We start from the raw sequence: 16,689 nt of genomic DNA on the forward strand, positions 1-16,689 counted from the left end.
GTGATCTACAACACAATCGATTATTGGCAGGCGCCCTTCCATGCTGTTGTCATGGTCATTGGGCCGATCGTGCTGATAGCGGTCATTGTCGGCCTTGTTGCTATTCGTGTTGATCGCTCTCATCGTGATCATCGTCGGCACTCTTGGTGTCCGAGCGGCTTTTGCGGGCCGAGCGGTCGCACCCGCTCTTGCGGGTTCAGAGAGAAGAAGTTTGTCATCGGCGCCTTCCAGAGGAATCGCCGATTGATTCGATCAAGACGATGTATCCCGTGCTCAGCAAGGCCTGCGAAAGACGAACCGGATGCGCGGCTGGTGGATTCACGTGGCTCGTCGCGATACAGCGAAGTATCGGCGCCGGGGCTGAGGGTCCACGAGCACGGTGCACGGGAGATCGCTGGTGATGAGGATCTCGCGCTCAGCAACTCTCATGGCTCGCCAGGAGGACGCCGCAGCGTAGAGACCGAACTGTGTGCATCCGAACAAAAGAACGGGGCCGGACACCGCCACGGGAGAGCGGTATCCGGCCCCGTTCGGGACCTGCCTTCGGCATCGGGCCCTCCGCCGTCGCGGAGGGCCCGATGCGCCTACCGGTTACCGGTAGTCGCGTCCGAAGTCGTAGTCGTCCAGCGGCACCGCGGCACCGGTGCCCGTGCCGAACACATCGGGGCTGTAGTAGCCGTCGTCGTAGCTCGGCAGCGCGTAGGCGGCCGCGCGGGCCTCCTCCGTGGGCTGGACCTGGATGTTGCGGTACCGGTTGATGCCGGTACCGGCCGGGATCAGCTTGCCGATGATCACGTTCTCCTTCAGCCCGACGAGCTTGTCGCGCTTTCCGTTGATCGCGGCATCGGTGAGGATCCGGGTGGTCTCCTGGAACGAGGCCGCGGACAGCCACGACTCCGTGGCCAGCGAGGCCTTCGTGATCCCCATGAGGACCGGGCGACCCGAGGCCGGCTCGCCGCCCTCGGCCACCACCTGGCGGTTCTGCGTCTCGAACTCCGCCCGCTCGGCGAGGGCGCCGGGCAGGAACTCGGTGGAGCCGGAGTCGATGATCGTGACCCGCCGCAGCATCTGGCGGACGATGACCTCGATGTGCTTGTCGTGGATGTCCACGCTCTGCGTGCGGTACACCTTCTGCACCTCACGCACCAGGTGCAGCTGCACCTCGCGCGGGCCCATGACACGCAGCACCTCGTGCGGGTCGGCCGTGCCCTCGAGGAGCAGCTGGCCCACGTGCACGTGGTCGCCGTCGGAGAGCGGGCGCTCCTGGCCGTCGACCGTGGTCATGGCCAGCCACTGCCGCTTCGACAGCTTCTCGTAGACGATCTCCTCGCCGCCGTCGTCCGGGGTGAGGGTGATCTTCCAGAAGCGGTCGCCGTCCTCGATCGCGATGCGGCCGTCGACGTCGGCGATCGGCGCCTTGCCCTTCGGGACGCGAGCCTCGAAGAGCTCCTGCACGCGGGGCAGACCAGTGGTGATGTCGTCGCCCGCCACACCACCGGTGTGGAAGGTACGCATCGTCAGCTGGGTGCCGGGCTCACCGATCGACTGCGCCGCGACGATGCCGACCGCCTCACCGACGTCCACCAGCTTGCCGGTGGCCATCGAGCGGCCGTAGCACATGCCGCAGATACCGGTGGCCGACGCGCAGGTCAGGGCGCTGCGCACCTTGATCTGCCGGACACCGGCCGCAACCAGTGCGTCGAGGGCGGGGTCACCCAGGTCGTCGCCCCGCCGGACGACGAACTCGCCGTCGGGCCCCACGACGTCCTCGGCGGACGAGCGGGCGTACACCGAGGTGCGCAGGTAGCGGTGCGGGATGAGGCGACCGTCGCTGGTCTCCTCCGTGACGGGCATCGTGATGCTGCGCTCGGTGCCGCAGTCGACCTCGCGGACGATGACGTCCTGCGACACGTCCACCAGACGACGGGTCAGGTAACCCGAGTCGGCCGTGCGCAGCGCGGTGTCCGCCAGACCCTTGCGGGTGCCGTGCGTGGAGATGAAGTACTCCAGCACCGACAGGCCCTCACGGAAGTTGGCCTTGATCGGACGGGGGATGTACTCACCCTTCGGGTTGGCCACCAGACCACGCATACCGGCGAGCTGCCGGACCTGGGTCATGTTGCCCGCCGCGCCCGACTTCACGATCGTCGGGATCGGGTTGTCCTCGGGGAAGTTCTCCTCCATCGCCCTGGCCACCTCTTCGGAGGCCTGGCTCCAGATCTTGACCATCTCGTCGTTGCGCTCCTGGTGGGACAGGGCGCCCCGCTGGTAGCGCTTGTTGACCTGGTCGGCCTTGACCTCGTAGCCGTCGAGGATCTGCTGCTTGTTCGGCGGCACCACGACGTCGGAGACGGCCATGGTGACACCGGACCGCGTGGCCCAGTAGAAGCCGGCGTCCTTGAGGCGGTCGAGCACCTGCGCGACCTCGGTCATCGAGTAGCGCTCGGCCAGGTCGTTGATGATCGCGGCCTGACGCTTCTTCGGCAGCTGCTCGTTGACGAACGGATAGTCGCTCGGCAGGAGCTCGTTGAACAGCACCCGGCCCAGCGTGGTCTCGGCGAGCCACGGTGAGCCCGGCTGCCAGCCGTCGGCACCCAGCTTCGCGGCGACGTCCGCGGGCGGAACCGCGTCGGTGAGCCGGATCTTGATCGGCGCCTGCAGGTGGAGTGCCTTGCGGTCGTAGGCCATGATCGCCTCGGCCGGCGAGGAGTACACCTGGCCGGAGCCCGTGGCGTCGTCGCGCTGCCGGCTGAGGTGGAACAGGCCCGTGACCATGTCCAGACGCGGCATCGCCAGCGGCCGCCCGGAGGCGGGCGACAGGATGTTGTTGCTGGACAGCATCAGGACCCGGGCCTCGGACTGCGCCTCGGCCGACAGCGGCAGGTGCACCGCCATCTGGTCACCGTCGAAGTCGGCGTTGAACGCCTCGCAGACCAGCGGGTGCAGCTGGATGGCCTTGCCCTCCACCAGCTGCGGCTCGAAGGCCTGGATACCGAGGCGGTGCAGGGTCGGTGCACGGTTCAGCAGCACCGGGTGCTCGGAGATGACCTCCTCCAGCACGTCCCACACCTGCGAGCGGCCACGCTCGACCATGCGCTTCGCGGACTTGATGTTCTGCGCGTGGTTGAGGTCGACCAGCCGCTTCATGACGAACGGCTTGAACAGCTCCAGCGCCATCTGCTTGGGCAGGCCGCACTGGTGCAGCTTCAGCTGCGGGCCGACCACGATGACCGAACGGCCGGAGTAGTCGACGCGCTTGCCGAGCAGGTTCTGGCGGAACCGGCCCTGCTTGCCCTTGAGCAGGTCGGACAGCGACTTGAGCGGGCGGTTGCCCGGTCCGGTGACCGGACGGCCGCGACGGCCGTTGTCGAACAGCGCGTCGACGGCCTCCTGCAGCATCCGCTTCTCGTTGTTGACGATGATCTCGGGCGCGCCGAGGTCGATCAGTCGCTTGAGGCGGTTGTTGCGGTTGATGACCCGGCGGTACAGGTCGTTCAGGTCGGACGTGGCGAAGCGGCCACCGTCGAGCTGCACCATCGGGCGCAGGTCCGGCGGGATGACCGGGACACAGTCGAGCACCATGCCCATCGGGCTGTTGCCCGTGGTCTGGAACGCCGCGACGACCTTGAGGCGCTTGAGGGCGCGGAGCTTCTTCTGCCCCTTGCCGCTGCGGATTGTCTCCCGCAGGTTCTCGGCCTCGGCCGGGATGTCGAAGTTCTGCAGCAGGGTCTGGATCGCCTCGGCGCCCATCGCCCCCGTGAAGTAGTCGCCGTAGCGGTCGTAGAGCTCGCGGTAGAGCCCCTCGTCCGCGATCAGCTGCTGCACGTCGAGCTTCGAGAAGGTGGTCCAGATCTCCTCGAGCCGGTCCAGCTCGCGCTGGGCACGGTCACGGAGCTGGCGCATCTCGCGCTCGCCACCCTCCTTGACCTTGCGGCGGACGTCACTCTTGGCGCCCTCCGCCTCCAGCTCGGCCAGGTCGGCCTCGAGCTTCTGGGCCCGCGCCTCCAGGTCGGCGTCGCGGCGCTGCTCCACCCGCTTGCGCTCCACGCTCATCTCGTTCTCGAGCGTGGACATGTCGGTGTGGCGCAGCTCCTTGTTCACCGAGGTGATGACGTAGGCCGCGAAGTAGATGATCTTCTCGAGGTCCTTGGGCGCCAGGTCGAGCAGGTAGCCCAGGCGGCTCGGCACACCCTTGAAGTACCAGATGTGCGTGACCGGGGCGGCCAGCTCGATGTGGCCCATCCGCTCACGACGCACCTTGGCGCGCGTGACCTCCACGCCGCAGCGCTCGCAGATGATGCCCTTGAAGCGGACGCGCTTGTACTTACCGCAGTAGCACTCCCAGTCGCGGGTGGGACCGAAGATCTTCTCGCAGAAGAGCCCGTCCTTCTCCGGCTTGAGGGTGCGGTAGTTGATGGTCTCGGGCTTCTTCACCTCGCCGTGGGACCACTGTCGGATGTCCTCAGCGGTGGCCAGGCCGATGCGCAACTCGTCGAAGAAGTTGACGTCGAGCAAATTCGTGTCCTTCGTTCGTTATTCGGCTCTGGGCGGGGATCAGTTGACGACGTCGTCGACGGTCATCGAGTCGGAACCGGGACGGCTGGACAGGTTGATGCCCAGGTTCGCCGCGGCCCGCTCGAGGTCCTCGTCGTCGGTGTCGCGCATCTCGATCGCCGCGCCGTCGCTCGAGAGCACCTCGACGTTCAGGCAGAGCGACTGGAGCTCCTTCAGCAGCACCTTGAACGACTCCGGGATTCCCGGCTCGGGGATGTTCTCGCCCTTGACGATGGCCTCGTACACCTTCACTCGGCCGACGACGTCGTCGGACTTGATCGTGAGCAGTTCCTGCAGCGTGTAGGCCGCGCCGTAGGCCTGCATCGCCCAGCACTCCATCTCGCCGAACCGCTGGCCACCGAACTGGGCCTTACCGCCCAGGGGCTGCTGCGTGATCATCGAGTACGGACCGGTGGACCGGGCGTGGATCTTGTCGTCCACGAGGTGGGCCAGCTTGAGGATGTACATGTAGCCGACGGCCACCGGGAACGGGTACGGCTCCCCGGAACGCCCGTCGAACAGCTGGGCCTTTCCGTCGGACTTGACCATCCGCTCGCCGTCACGGTTGGGCAGCGTGGAGCCGAGGAGACCGGTGATCTCGTTCTCCTTGGCGCCGTCGAAGACCGGCGTGGCCGTCTTCGTGCCGGCGGGCACGGTGTAGAGCTCCTCGGGCATCTTCGACGCCCAGTCGGGCTTGCCCTCGATCTCCCATCCGGACTTGGCGATCCACCCGAGGTGGGTCTCCAGCACCTGGCCGATGTTCATCCGTCGCGGCACACCGTGGGTGTTCAGGATGATGTCGACCGGGGTGCCGTCCTCCATGAACGGCATGTCCTCGGCGGGAAGGATCTTGCCGATGACGCCCTTGTTGCCGTGGCGGCCGGCGAGCTTGTCGCCGTCCTGGATCTTGCGCTTCTGGGCCACGTAGACGCGCACCAGCTCGTTGACGCCGGGAGCCAGCTCGTCCTCGTCGTCGCGGGAGAAGACCCGGATGCCGATGACCTTGCCGTTCTCGCCGTGCGGCACCTTCAGCGAGGTGTCGCGCACCTCGCGCGCCTTCTCACCGAAAATCGCGCGCAGCAGGCGCTCCTCCGGGGTCAGCTCGGTCTCGCCCTTCGGCGTGACCTTTCCGACCAGGATGTCGCCCGGCTGCACCTCGGCGCCGATGCGGATGATTCCGCGCTCGTCGAGGTCGGCGAGCACCTCCTCGGAGACGTTCGGGATGTCCCGGGTGATCTCCTCGGCGCCCAGCTTGGTGTCGCGGGCATCGATCTCGTGCTCCTCGATGTGGATCGACGTGAGCACGTCGTCCTGCACCAGGCGCTGCGAGAGGATGATCGCGTCCTCGTAGTTGTGGCCCTCCCACGGCATGATCGCCACGAGCAGGTTCTTGCCCAGGGCCATCTCACCGTTCTCGGTGCACGGCCCATCGGCGATGACCTGGCCGGCCTCGACGCGGTCGCCCTCGTCGATGATCGGCTTCTGGTTGTTGCACGTGCCCTGGTTGGACCGGCGGAACTTGTTCAGCCGGTACGTGGTGCGCGTGCCGTCGTCGGCCATGACCGTGATGTAGTCGGCGCAGAGCTCCTCGACCACACCCGCCTTGTCGGCGACGAGCACGTCACCGGCGTCGACCGCGGCACGCAGCTCCATGCCCGTGCCCACCAGCGGCGACTCGCTGCGCAGCAGCGGCACCGCCTGGCGCTGCATGTTGGCACCCATGAGCGCGCGGTTGGCGTCGTCGTGCTCGAGGAACGGGATCAGGGCCGTGGCGACCGACACCATCTGCCGAGGCGAGACGTCGATGTAGTCGACGCCCGTCGGGGAGATGAAGTCGACCTCGCCGCCCTTGCGGCGGACGAGGACGCGCTCCTCCTGGAAGTTGCCGTCATCGTCGAGAGGCGCGTTGGCCTGCGCGATGATGAAGCGGTCCTCCTCGTCGGCGGTCAGGTAGTCGATCTGCTCGGTGACCCGGCCGTTGTCGACCTTCCGGTACGGGGTCTGGATGAACCCGAACGGGTTGACCTGCGCGAACGTGGCCAGCGAGCCGATCAGGCCGATGTTCGGACCCTCAGGGGTCTCGATCGGGCACATCCGGCCGTAGTGGCTGGGGTGCACGTCGCGGACCTCGAAGCCCGCACGCTCACGGGACAGACCGCCGGGGCCCAGCGCCGACAGGCGGCGCTTGTGCGTGAGGCCGGCCAGCGGGTTGTGCTGGTCCATGAACTGCGACAGCTGCGACGTGCCGAAGAACTCCTTGATCGCCGCCACGACCGGGCGGATGTTGATCAGGGTCTGCGGCGTGATCGCCTCGACGTCCTGCGTGGTCATCCGCTCGCGGACGACGCGCTCCATCCGGGACAGGCCCACACGGACCTGGTTCTGGATGAGCTCGCCGACCGTACGCAGCCGCCGGTTGCCGAAGTGGTCGATGTCGTCGGTCTCGACGGGGACCTCGATGCCGCCGTTGCCCTCGGCATCGGCGCCGACCGTCATCGTGGTCTCACCGGCGTGGAGCCGGACGAGGTACTCGATGGTGGTGGCGATGTCCTCCTCGGTCAGCGTGCCGACCGAGGTCTCGATCGTGAGACCGAGCTTCTTGTTGGCCTTGTAGCGGCCGACCTTGGCGAGGTCGTAGCGCTTGTCCTTGAAGAACAGGTTCTCCAGCAGGGTCTGCGCGCTCTCGCGGGTGGGCGGCTCGCCCGGGCGAAGCTTGCGGTAGATGTCGAGCAGCGCCTCGTCCTGCCCGGCGGTGTGGTCCTTCTCGAGCGTGGCCATGATCGTCTCGGAGAACCCGAAGCGAGCCTGGATCTGCTCGGCGGTCCAGCCCAGTGCCTTGAGCAGCACGGTGACCGGCTGGCGGCGCTTGCGGTCGATGCGGACACCGACGGTGTCGCGCTTGTCGACGTCGAACTCCAGCCATGCACCCCGGCTCGGGATGATCTTGACCGAGTAGACGTCCTTCTCCGTCGTCTTGTCGATGCTGTGATCGAAGTAGACGCCGGGCGACCGGACGAGCTGGGAGACGACGACACGCTCGGTGCCGTTGATGATGAACGTGCCCTTGTCCGTCATCACCGGGAAGTCACCCATGAACACCGTCTGGCTCTTGATCTCGCCGGTGGTGTTGTTGGTGAACTCCGCGGTGACGAACAGCGGGGCACCGTAGGTCATGTCCTTGTCCCGGCACTCCTCGACGGAGGCCTTGACCTCGTCGAAGCGGGGGTCGGAGAAGGACAGCGACATCGAGCCGGAGAAATCCTCGATCGGAGAGATCTCCGTGAGGATCTCCTCCAGGCCACCCATCGGATTCTCGTCGCCGGCATCGATCCGTCGCTGGAACCAGGCCTCGTTGCCGACCAGCCACTCGAACGACTGAATCTGCAGATCGAGGAGATCGGGCACCTCGAGGGGCTCGCGGATCTTCGCGAAGGTGACCCGGGTGGGTGCCCCGGGGAAGCTCGGGTTGGCCGAGACGGCAGCCGGCACGTGGGTCGCGAGGGGGCTGGTGGCGCGGGACGAAGCCAAGATGCGTCCTTCCGAGAACTGCGCTCTCGTCTGGCGGGCACCGGCTCCCGCGCGCTACCGTCTGCTCGTCCGACCCGGGCGGGAGGTCCGGGGCGATCGGGCTCGCGGATGCGGGATCCGGGGCACGCCGTCTGTTGTCATGCGCAGCCCCCGACCAGACGCGCGCGAGCACTTGGGGCGGACTCCCGGTGGGGGAACTCCATCTGAGCGCACGCGAGGCTGGACGAGGGCAGCGCAAAGAGGCAGTCTAGCTGCAAACGCAGCGGCTGTCGAGACAGGTCACCGAGACAACCATCGAGACCTAAGAGTGACCTGACCGGCGCACGGCGTCAAGACTCTACGCGGCGGTAAATGGTCCTTTTCGCGGGATGACCGGCGAAGACGTCGCATTTGGTGGCCATGGGGCACATGGGAGGCCGCTGAACCGACCGTCCGTCGACCAAGTCTGGCACGTCTGCCGCCCGCACCCGGATGTGGGCCCCTCCACCCGGTCGGGTGGTCCTTGACACACCGCTGCGCCCGCCAGAGGCTCGATCCGCGATCAGGTTCGCGTCCTGGACGACGGCAAGGGCCGGCGTCGCCGGCCGACGGGGTCACCCCCCGGTGAGGAGACAACGATGTCCGACACCCCCTCGATGGCTGATCTGCTGGGTGCCGATGCCCCGTCGAACTGGGGCCGGTGGGGCCCGGCCGACGAGCTGGGGGCCCTCAACTACCTCGACGCCGGCGAGGTGCTCCGCGGCGTGCAGCAGGTGCGCACGGGCGAGGTCTTCACCTTGCAGATCCACATGGGCCGCACCGAGGGCCCGGGCGACCCACTGTGGCCGGGGCGGGAGAGCATCAAGCGGCAGAACGTCATGGACGAGAGCACGTGGGACGGCGACGGCGCCCCACAGTTCCCCGGCGGCCTGCACTACGCCGACGACACGGCCCAGATCTTCCTGCAGGGCTCCACGCAGTACGACGCACTGGGGCACGTCTGGTACGACGGCAAGCTCTGGAACGGCTACGACGCCCGATCCACCGTGGGTGCGATGGACAAGGCCTCCGTGCTACCGATCGCGGAGAAGGGCGTGGTGGGGCGCGGGGTGCTGGTGGACATGGCGCGCCACCGCGGCAAGGACTGGCTGGACAAGGGCGAGACGTTCGACCACGACGACCTGGAGGCCGCGGCCAAGGCCCAGGGCGTCACCATCGAGCCGCACGACGTGCTCTGCGTCCGTACCGGCTTCATGAAGTACTGGTACGAGCTCAACGACAAGGAGCAGTTCTACGACGGCTTCAACGAGCCGGGGCTCACCTACTCGCGTGAACTTGTGGACTGGTTCAAGGAGCGCGAGATCCCCAATCTCGTCACCGACACCATCGCGAACGAGGTGACCTACGAGCCGGGCTCGGGCATCGCGCTCCCGCTGCACTGCGCGCTGATGCGCAACCTCGGCGTTGCGCTCACCGAGATCGCCTGGCTCGACGACCTGGCCGATGCCTGCGCCGCCGACGGCCGCTGGAGCTTCTTCTACGTGGCGGCCCCGCTCAAGATCGTCAACGGCACCGGCGCACCGGTGAACCCGGTGGCGATCCGCTGACATGGCCACTTACGACGAGAGGCCGTGGCTCCCGCTCTACGCCGACGGGCAGCCGCACGACATCGAACCCGAGTTCACCGACGCACTGGCGATGTTCCGGGCGGCGGTGGGGCGCAACCCCGACGGCGACATCATCCGCTACTTCGACGGCCGGATCACCCTGCGCGAGCTCGACGAGCTCTCCGACGCGTTCGCGGTGGGCTTACTCGACTCCGGGTTCTCCGCAGGCGACCGGGTGGCGCTGTACCTGCAGAACGTGCCGCAGTTCGTCATCGCGATGGTGGGCACCTGGAAGGCAGGCGGCATCGCCGTCTCCGTCAACCCGATGAACCGGGCACGTGAGCTGGACCTTCTGTTGCGCGACTCGGGCTCCACGGTGCTGGTGTGCCTGGAGGGCCTGTACCGCGACGTCGCGGCCGCGGTGGTGGACCGCACCGACGTGGCCACGGTGATCACCACGTCGGAGCTGGAGTACCAGGCCCGCGACGATGCCCGGATCCTCGGCGGGATCGAGCGGACGGAGCTGCCCGGCACCGTCGACATGGCGGGGCTGATCGACCGGTTCCGCGGGCAGCGGCCACCGTCGGTGTCCTTCTCCCCCGACGACACCGCGTTCCTGACCTATACCTCTGGCACCACGGGCCCGCCGAAGGGCGCGATGAACACCCACGGCAACGTGGTGTTCAACAGCCAGGCCTACCGGCAGTGGTGCGGTCTCGGGCAGGACGACGTCGTGCTGGGCGTGGCACCGCTCTTCCACATCACCGGCCTCATCGCCCACGTCACGCTCTCGCTGCTGCTCGGGGCGCCACTCGTGCTGTTCTGCCGCTTCGAGCCCTCGCTGGCGATCGAGACCATCCGCGACGAGCGCCCGACGTTCACGGTCGGGTCCATCACGGTGTTCATCGCCCTGATGAACGCTCCCAACGCGGACCGCGAGGCGCTGGCGTCGCTGACGAAGATCTGGTCGGGCGGGGCACCCATCCCGCCGTCGACCGTCACGGCGTTCTCCTCGGCCTTCGGGCAGTACATCCACAACATCTACGGCCTCACGGAGACCACGTCCCCGTCGCACGGCGTGCCGGAAGGCGTCGAGGCCCCGGTGGACAAGGCGTCGGGTGCGCTGTCGGTCGGCGTGCCCATCTACAACACAGTGGTGCGCATCGTCGGCGACGACGGCGAGGACCTCCCGCCGGGGGAGATCGGCGAGATCGTCACGACGGGGCCGCAGGTCGTCGCGGGTTACTGGAACAAGCCCGACGAGACCGCGTCCGCCATCCCGAAGGGCGCCCTGCACACCGGCGACGTCGGTTATATGGACGACCGTGGCTGGTTCTACATCGTCGACCGTAAGAAGGATCAGATCAACGCGGGCGGCTACAAGGTATGGCCGCGCGAGGTCGAGGACGTGCTCTACGAGCACGAGGCGGTGCGGGAGGCCGCGGTGGTGGGCGTCCCGGACGAGTACCGGGGCGAGACGGTCAAGGCGTTCGTCAGCCTGCGGCCGGGCCGGTCGGTGACCGCGGAGGAGCTCATCGCGTTCGCCAAGGAACGGATGGCGGCCTACAAGTACCCCCGCCAGGTCGAGTTCCTGGACGAGATTCCGAAGACGGTGACGGGCAAGCTCCTGCGTCGGGAGCTGCGCACGCGCGAGCAGGCCTGAGACGCAGCACTCCGCCCGCAGCACGCCTGATCTCCCTGGCGGGGCCGCCGATCGTCACGCATCACGGCAGGCCCCGCCGCCACCGGCGAAGCCATGTGCCTCGCCGCGTGGTGCGACCGGGAGCAGGCTGCTGCTCCCCCCGCCACTCCATCTCGTAGACATTGCGCTCGGAACCCGCGGCAGGACCAGGGCCTTGAGGGCGCCGGTTCGGAACGAGCACGTCGTTCGGCAGCCGGCGGAGCGCAAGGGCGCTGTTCGGAGGCCAACGGAGGGACGCCGGGCCACCCGGCGTCCCGCCTCCGGGGGCGACGCTCGAAGAGAGCTCCGCGGGCCCGTCCGACCCCGACGAGGTGCCACGGGCCAGGAGGCGTCGATACCACTGGGACGCTCGCTCCCGCTCCCACTGCTCCCTCTCCTCGCGCGCCTTGTGCGAGTTCTCCACCTGCCCCTCGAGCTCCTCGCGCCAGTTGCGGAAGTCCGAGGACATCCCATCCATCGACAACGGATAGGACTGGGGGTTTCCCGATTTGTCGATCTTGGGGATGTTCACGGCCCCCGGCTCCGTGGCAAGGACCCAGGTGGAGCCGAGAGGAAAGCCGAGTCCGTTCACCGGCCTGCTCGGATCCTCCGCGTGAAGCTGCTGGAGCCTCTCCGTCGCCTCATCGTGGCTCTCCCCGATCCGGTTCATGCGGGGAGCTTCGGTGTCGGCGTGCACTGCCTGTAACCATTGGTTCAGGAAGATCGGGCCTACGGGATCAACTGCCGGGTCGAAGATCATCTCCGCTGGCCTGCCCGCATCGTCCTGCACGTCGACGGCGACGGCCACGTGGTACTCCCACGGGAGCTTGACCGGACGTCCGGGCCGGGCGCCCGGTGCCGTCGTCGAGTTGACCCACAGTCCCGGCGCACCGTCGGCCAGGGACTTCACCACGAAGATCCTCTTGCACGCCACACCGACCGACGTGAGTTGCAGAGCGATGTGACTCGCCCTGTCCGCGCAGTAGAGTTCGGCCTGGTCGTAGGGGATCTCCTCCATCCATCCCTTCGTGCTGAGGAACTCGCGATCCTTGACCCCGTCGAAAAGTCGCCGGGCTTCGCCCACGCTCATGTTGCCGGCGCGACCCGCCGAAGCGGCGTCGGCCATGGCGCCCCACGGGCGAGGAGGCGCCGCCGCAGTTCCGGCGCTGGGCCCGGCAGCCCCGGCCGTTGCAGCACTCGGCCCGGCAGTCCCCGCCCCCCAGGCGCTCCATACCCGGTAGTCGGCTGCGAGATCGTCGTCGACGAACCGGTCATCGTCGCCTGAGCGCTGGACGGGCACGACCCCGTCCTCCTCGCTGCCCTCGCGGCGGAGGATCTGCGTGACGGCGCGATTCCCCGCGAGCCGCTGCAAGGCCAAGACCTTCGCCGGACCGTTCACCGACCTCGGCAAAGGTGCGCCCGGGGCGGGCGAACGCAGCTGCGGACCCTCGCCGCGCGGCGCGTGCATCCAGGCCATCCGTGCTCTCCCCCCGTCCAGGGCCGCAGAACGTTTGCGTCTACGCCCTCTCCCGATAATCACGGCCTCCATAACCAGAAACAAGCTCGTGGTACGCGACCTGCCGCAGGTCCCGCGGAAACGGGAGCCCGTCGGAACAGCGACGCATGTCGATGTCGCGGTGCCGACGGGTACTCGGGGCGTATGAGGATGCGCAGGCGGCGAGCCGTGTTCGCCGACCGCGCCGAGGCGGGCAACCGGCTCGGCGCCGACCTGTGCGTACGGAAATGGTGCGACCCCGTGGTGCTGGGCCTGGCCAGGGGCGGGGTGCCGGTGGCGGCCGGCGTGGCCACGGCTCTCGACGCTCCGCTCGACGTGGCGGTCGCACGCAAGATCGGCGCACCCGCCCAGCCGGAGTGGGGGCTCGGCGCGGTGACCGCCGACGGCCCGGTCAACTGGGACCCTGCCTCGCTCCGCCGCGCGCACGTGGCCGCCGCGGATCTGGCCGAGACCGTTGCACGGGAGAAGGAGGAGGCGGGCCGGCAGCTGCGGCGGTACCGGGAGGTGGCTGCCGCGGTGCCCGTCGCGGACCGGGACGTGGTGCTCGTCGACGACGGGCTCGCCACCGGGGTGACCGCGCGCGCCGCGCTACGGCGCCTCCGCGACGACGGCCCGCGCTCCGTGGTGCTGGCCGTGCCGGTTGGCCGGGCGGGCACAGCGGACCTCATACGAGCGGAAGGTGCCGCCGACGACGTCGTGGCCCTGGTGGCACCGGCCGTGCTGGTGGCCGTGAGCTGCTGGTACCGGGACTTCGGCCAGACCCCCGACGCCGAGGTGCTCGCCGTCCTGGCTGCCGCACGGCGGGCCGACGACCCCGGGCCGTGATCCGGCAACCCGCGTGGAAGGGCCGCTCACGCGCGAGGGGCGGCACCCGGATCGGGTGCCGCCCCTCGGCGTGGTGCTACCGGTGTGCGGTGATCAGCTCAGGCTGACCTTGGCGCCGGCGTCCTCGAGCTTGGCCTTGGCGGCGTCGGCCGCCTCCTTCGGAACAGCCTCGAGGATCGGCTTGGGGGCCGACTCGACGAGGTCCTTGGCCTCCTTGAGGCCCAGGCCGGAGACGAGCTCGCGGACGACCTTGATGACCTGGATCTTCTTGTCACCAGCGGCCTCGAGGACGACGTTGAACTCGTCCTTCTCCTCGGGGGCGTCGGCGGCGGGGCCGGCAGCAGCCGGGCCGGCGGCGACCGCGACCGGGGCGGCGGCCGTGACGTCGAAGGTCTCCTCGAACTTCTTCACGAACTCCGAGAGCTCGATGAGGGTGAGGTCCTTGAAGGCCTCGAGCAGCTCGTCGGTGGACAGCTTCGCCATGGTGGCGCTTCCTCTCTTGGGGTGTGCCTACGCAGGGGGGTGGTGGTCAGCTCTCGGCGGAAGCCGGAGCCTCGGAGGCATCGGCGGACGCCGGAGCCTCGGTGGCGTCGGTGGCATCGGCGTCGGCACCTGCCGGAGCCGCACCGCCCTCCTCCGCGCGCTTGTCGGCCAGTGCCTGCGCCAGGCGAGCCACCTGGGACGCCGGGGCGGCGAACAGGCCGGCAGCCTTGGCCATCGTGCCCTTCATCGCGCCGGCCAGCTTCGACAGCAGGACCTCGCGCGACTCCAGGTCGGCAAGCTGGTTGACCTCGGCGACGGTCAGCGTGCGACCGTCCATGAAGCCGCCCTTGATCACCAGGGCCTGGTTCGCCTTGGCGAAGTCGCGCAGCGCCTTGGCGGCGTCGACGGGCTCGCCGGTGATGAAGGTGATCGCCGTGGGGCCGACGAGCAGCTCCTCGAGACCATCCAGGCCGGCGTTCTCGGCCGCCCGCTTCACCAGGGTGTTCTTGGCGATGCGGTAGCTGGCGCCCTCGCCCAGCGAGCGGCGCAGCGTCGTCAGCTGGGACATGGTGAGGCCGCGGTACTCGGTGACCACCGAGGCGGACGAGCCCCGGAACTTATCGGCGATCTCGTCGACCGCCGCGACCTTGTCAGGTCGGGCCATCCCTTGCCTCCTCTCGGTTGTCGGGTGGTCGTGCACGTGACTGACCCACCGTCGACGGAGCCGGAGAAGACGAACGCCCCGGCGCAGGAGCGCACGGGGCGTGGCAGATGGCGCGCGACAGCGCACCTCGCGATGACCTCGTCCTCCTGCGCGGGCCGCCCGCTGTCGCGGAACCTTCGTACGCCACCGGCGATCACTCGCCGACGACGTAGACCTGCGGTCTTCGGTGGAACCGCTGACCAGGATACGCGACGTGACGTGCGTGCCGACACCGGTATGTCACGACGCCGCGCCGGGGCTCCCGAGTCGGCCCGGACTGCGGGCGAGATGGACGCCAGAGCGATTCGGTCACGGCATCTAGAGCGTTGGTGTCGATCTCACCTCATCTGCTCCTCATTTGCTCTCGACGCCGGCGATCTTCCAGCGGCCGTCGATCTTCTGCCCCGTGACGGTCAGGCGGCCTGCCGCCGCGAGCTGGGTGGGCTGGCCGTCGTCGGCAGCGGCCCGGGTGGCCTGCTGGTCCATGAACGCCACGAGCACCGCCCGGTCGCCGGTGATCTCCTTGACCGCGGAGAGCGTGACCGTCGCCGACACCACGGCCTGTTGCTGCGGTGCGAGGTCGCGGACCTGGGCGAACAACCGGTTGAACTGGTCGGCGAACTCCGGCGTGATCACGGCGCGGGCGGCGCGCTCGTTCTCGTCGAGCCGGGCGAAGTCGTAGGAGTAGATGGTCTGCAGCGCGTCAGTGAGCTGGCCCGAGACCTCAGCTGTGGTTCCGACGTCGACCAAGGCGGAGTTGGCGGCGGCGGGGGTGTGGCGCAGGTGGGCGTCTTCGATGCCGAAGAACACAGCGAGTCCGGTGAGCACCACGAGCGCGGCGGCGAGCAGCGGCACCCGCAAGGACCGCTTGCCCCCGCTGTCCGACGCGAGATCGGCAGCCTGCTCCTCCGCCGGCGTCACCGCGCGTTCCTCGGTCGTCGGCTCGTCGGGCGCCGATGTCCCGGGCGCCGGCTGCTCGGGCGCTGGTTCCTCGGCTGTCGGGTCCTTCGGCCGGCGGCCCGGTGCGCTCAGGTCCGACGGGGCCGAGGGCTCGGCGACCGGTCCGGAGCCGAGCGGGATGGGCCGGGTGCGTGTGTCGTCCGGGATGGAGCGATCAGCGGTGGTGCGCTGCGCGGCGGGTGCGGTTCCGGCTACCCGGGGGCGGCGGATCGTGCTCACCCGGGAGCGCGGTGTGCGGGGACGTGGGGGCATGGTGAGCGACTCCTGCTCTCAGCTTGCCGGGGAGCGGACCGGGGCGAGCCTGCTCGCCTTCCAGCCGGCATCGGTGCGGGTCATCTCCAACTGCAGCCGCTGGCGGGTGACCACGGGGTCCTGCCCTTGCGGAACGACCTTGACGTCCACCCCGATGATCACACGGGCGGTGCCGGCTCGGACGTCGAGCTCGGCCACCGCGGCGTCGGCGATGGTGGCCGTCGTGACGCGCTTGGAGTCGGTGACGACCTTGGAGTACTCGGCGCGGTTGGCGCGGAACTCGTCGAGCAATGGTCCGGTGGAGGTCTGTTCCCACAGGTCGAGTCCGGCGTCGACGTGGGTGAAGTCGAGGCTGTTGAGGTTGATGGCCGCCTGCTGCGCGTCGAGGAGCACGGCATCGCGCTGGCGGGCCAGTTCGAGGCCGTCGTCGCCGAGCGCGAGGGCCCACCGCACGCCGAAGAAGGCCGCGACCACCGCCGCCACCGCCACCAGCACGGCGAGCACCCGCACCGGGGTGGTGGCCTTCCGTGGCCGGGCAGGCGCTGACGGGGCCGTGGGCGGGTCGTCGAGAACGGTCATGGAACCTCCAGCCGTCGGGGGA

General features: G+C 68.8%; 10 protein-coding genes. 3 read left to right on the forward strand and 7 right to left on the reverse strand.

What is annotated here, in order from left to right; all coding sequences use genetic code 11:
- Nucleotides 1-591: 591 nt before the first annotated feature.
- The gene (locus ACQPZQ_RS40865) at nt 592-4,515 is read right to left on the reverse strand and encodes a DNA-directed RNA polymerase subunit beta' (protein ID WP_433289837.1); all 3,924 of its coding nucleotides are present in this window, start codon (nt 4,513-4,515) and stop codon (nt 592-594) included.
- 39 nt (nt 4,516-4,554) lie between these two features.
- Nucleotides 4,555-8,082 (reverse strand): DNA-directed RNA polymerase subunit beta, encoded by a 3,528-nt coding sequence (locus ACQPZQ_RS40870; RefSeq protein ID WP_433289838.1) that lies wholly within the window; start codon nt 8,080-8,082, stop codon nt 4,555-4,557.
- Between the two features lie 617 nt (nt 8,083-8,699).
- On the opposite strand from ACQPZQ_RS40870, the gene ACQPZQ_RS40875 reads away from it, so the two are divergent.
- Nucleotides 8,700-9,668 (forward strand): cyclase family protein, encoded by a 969-nt coding sequence (locus ACQPZQ_RS40875; protein ID WP_433289839.1) that lies wholly within the window; start codon nt 8,700-8,702, stop codon nt 9,666-9,668.
- 1 nt (nt 9,669) lies between these two features.
- Complete coding sequence (locus tag ACQPZQ_RS40880) at nt 9,670-11,331, forward strand: AMP-binding protein (protein ID WP_433289840.1); 1,662 nt, start codon at nt 9,670-9,672, stop codon at nt 11,329-11,331.
- 61 nt (nt 11,332-11,392) lie between these two features.
- On the opposite strand, the gene ACQPZQ_RS40885 is transcribed toward ACQPZQ_RS40880, so the two are convergent.
- Nucleotides 11,393-12,826, reverse strand: a complete 1,434-nt coding sequence (locus ACQPZQ_RS40885) for a protein-glutamine glutaminase family protein (RefSeq protein ID WP_433289841.1) — start codon at nt 12,824-12,826, stop codon at nt 11,393-11,395.
- A gap of 183 nt (nt 12,827-13,009) precedes the next feature.
- Here ACQPZQ_RS40885 and ACQPZQ_RS40890 point away from each other — a divergent pair, with 183 nt between their 5' ends.
- Nucleotides 13,010-13,690 (forward strand): phosphoribosyltransferase, encoded by a 681-nt coding sequence (locus ACQPZQ_RS40890; protein ID WP_433289842.1) that lies wholly within the window; start codon nt 13,010-13,012, stop codon nt 13,688-13,690.
- Between the two features lie 93 nt (nt 13,691-13,783).
- On the opposite strand, the gene rplL is transcribed toward ACQPZQ_RS40890, so the two are convergent.
- The 4 genes from rplL to ACQPZQ_RS40910 form a co-directional block, all read right to left on the reverse strand.
- Nucleotides 13,784-14,173, reverse strand: coding sequence for a 50S ribosomal protein L7/L12 (gene rplL, locus ACQPZQ_RS40895; RefSeq protein ID WP_241037352.1), 390 nt, complete (start codon nt 14,171-14,173; stop codon nt 13,784-13,786).
- A 46-nt stretch (nt 14,174-14,219) separates the two neighbouring features.
- Nucleotides 14,220-14,837: a 50S ribosomal protein L10 gene (gene rplJ, locus ACQPZQ_RS40900; protein ID WP_433289844.1), complete on the reverse strand. Its 618-nt coding sequence runs from the start codon at nt 14,835-14,837 to the stop codon at nt 14,220-14,222.
- 393 nt (nt 14,838-15,230) lie between these two features.
- Nucleotides 15,231-16,088 (reverse strand): hypothetical protein, encoded by an 858-nt coding sequence (locus ACQPZQ_RS40905; RefSeq protein WP_433289845.1) that lies wholly within the window; start codon nt 16,086-16,088, stop codon nt 15,231-15,233.
- Between the two features lie 18 nt (nt 16,089-16,106).
- The gene (locus ACQPZQ_RS40910) at nt 16,107-16,667 is read right to left on the reverse strand and encodes a hypothetical protein (protein ID WP_433289846.1); all 561 of its coding nucleotides are present in this window, start codon (nt 16,665-16,667) and stop codon (nt 16,107-16,109) included.
- Nucleotides 16,668-16,689: the final 22 nt, after the last annotated feature.

This window comes from Pseudonocardia sp. CA-142604 (assembly GCF_050948475.1).
In the GTDB taxonomy this organism is placed as follows: Bacteria; Actinomycetota; Actinomycetes; order Mycobacteriales; family Pseudonocardiaceae; genus Pseudonocardia; species Pseudonocardia alaniniphila.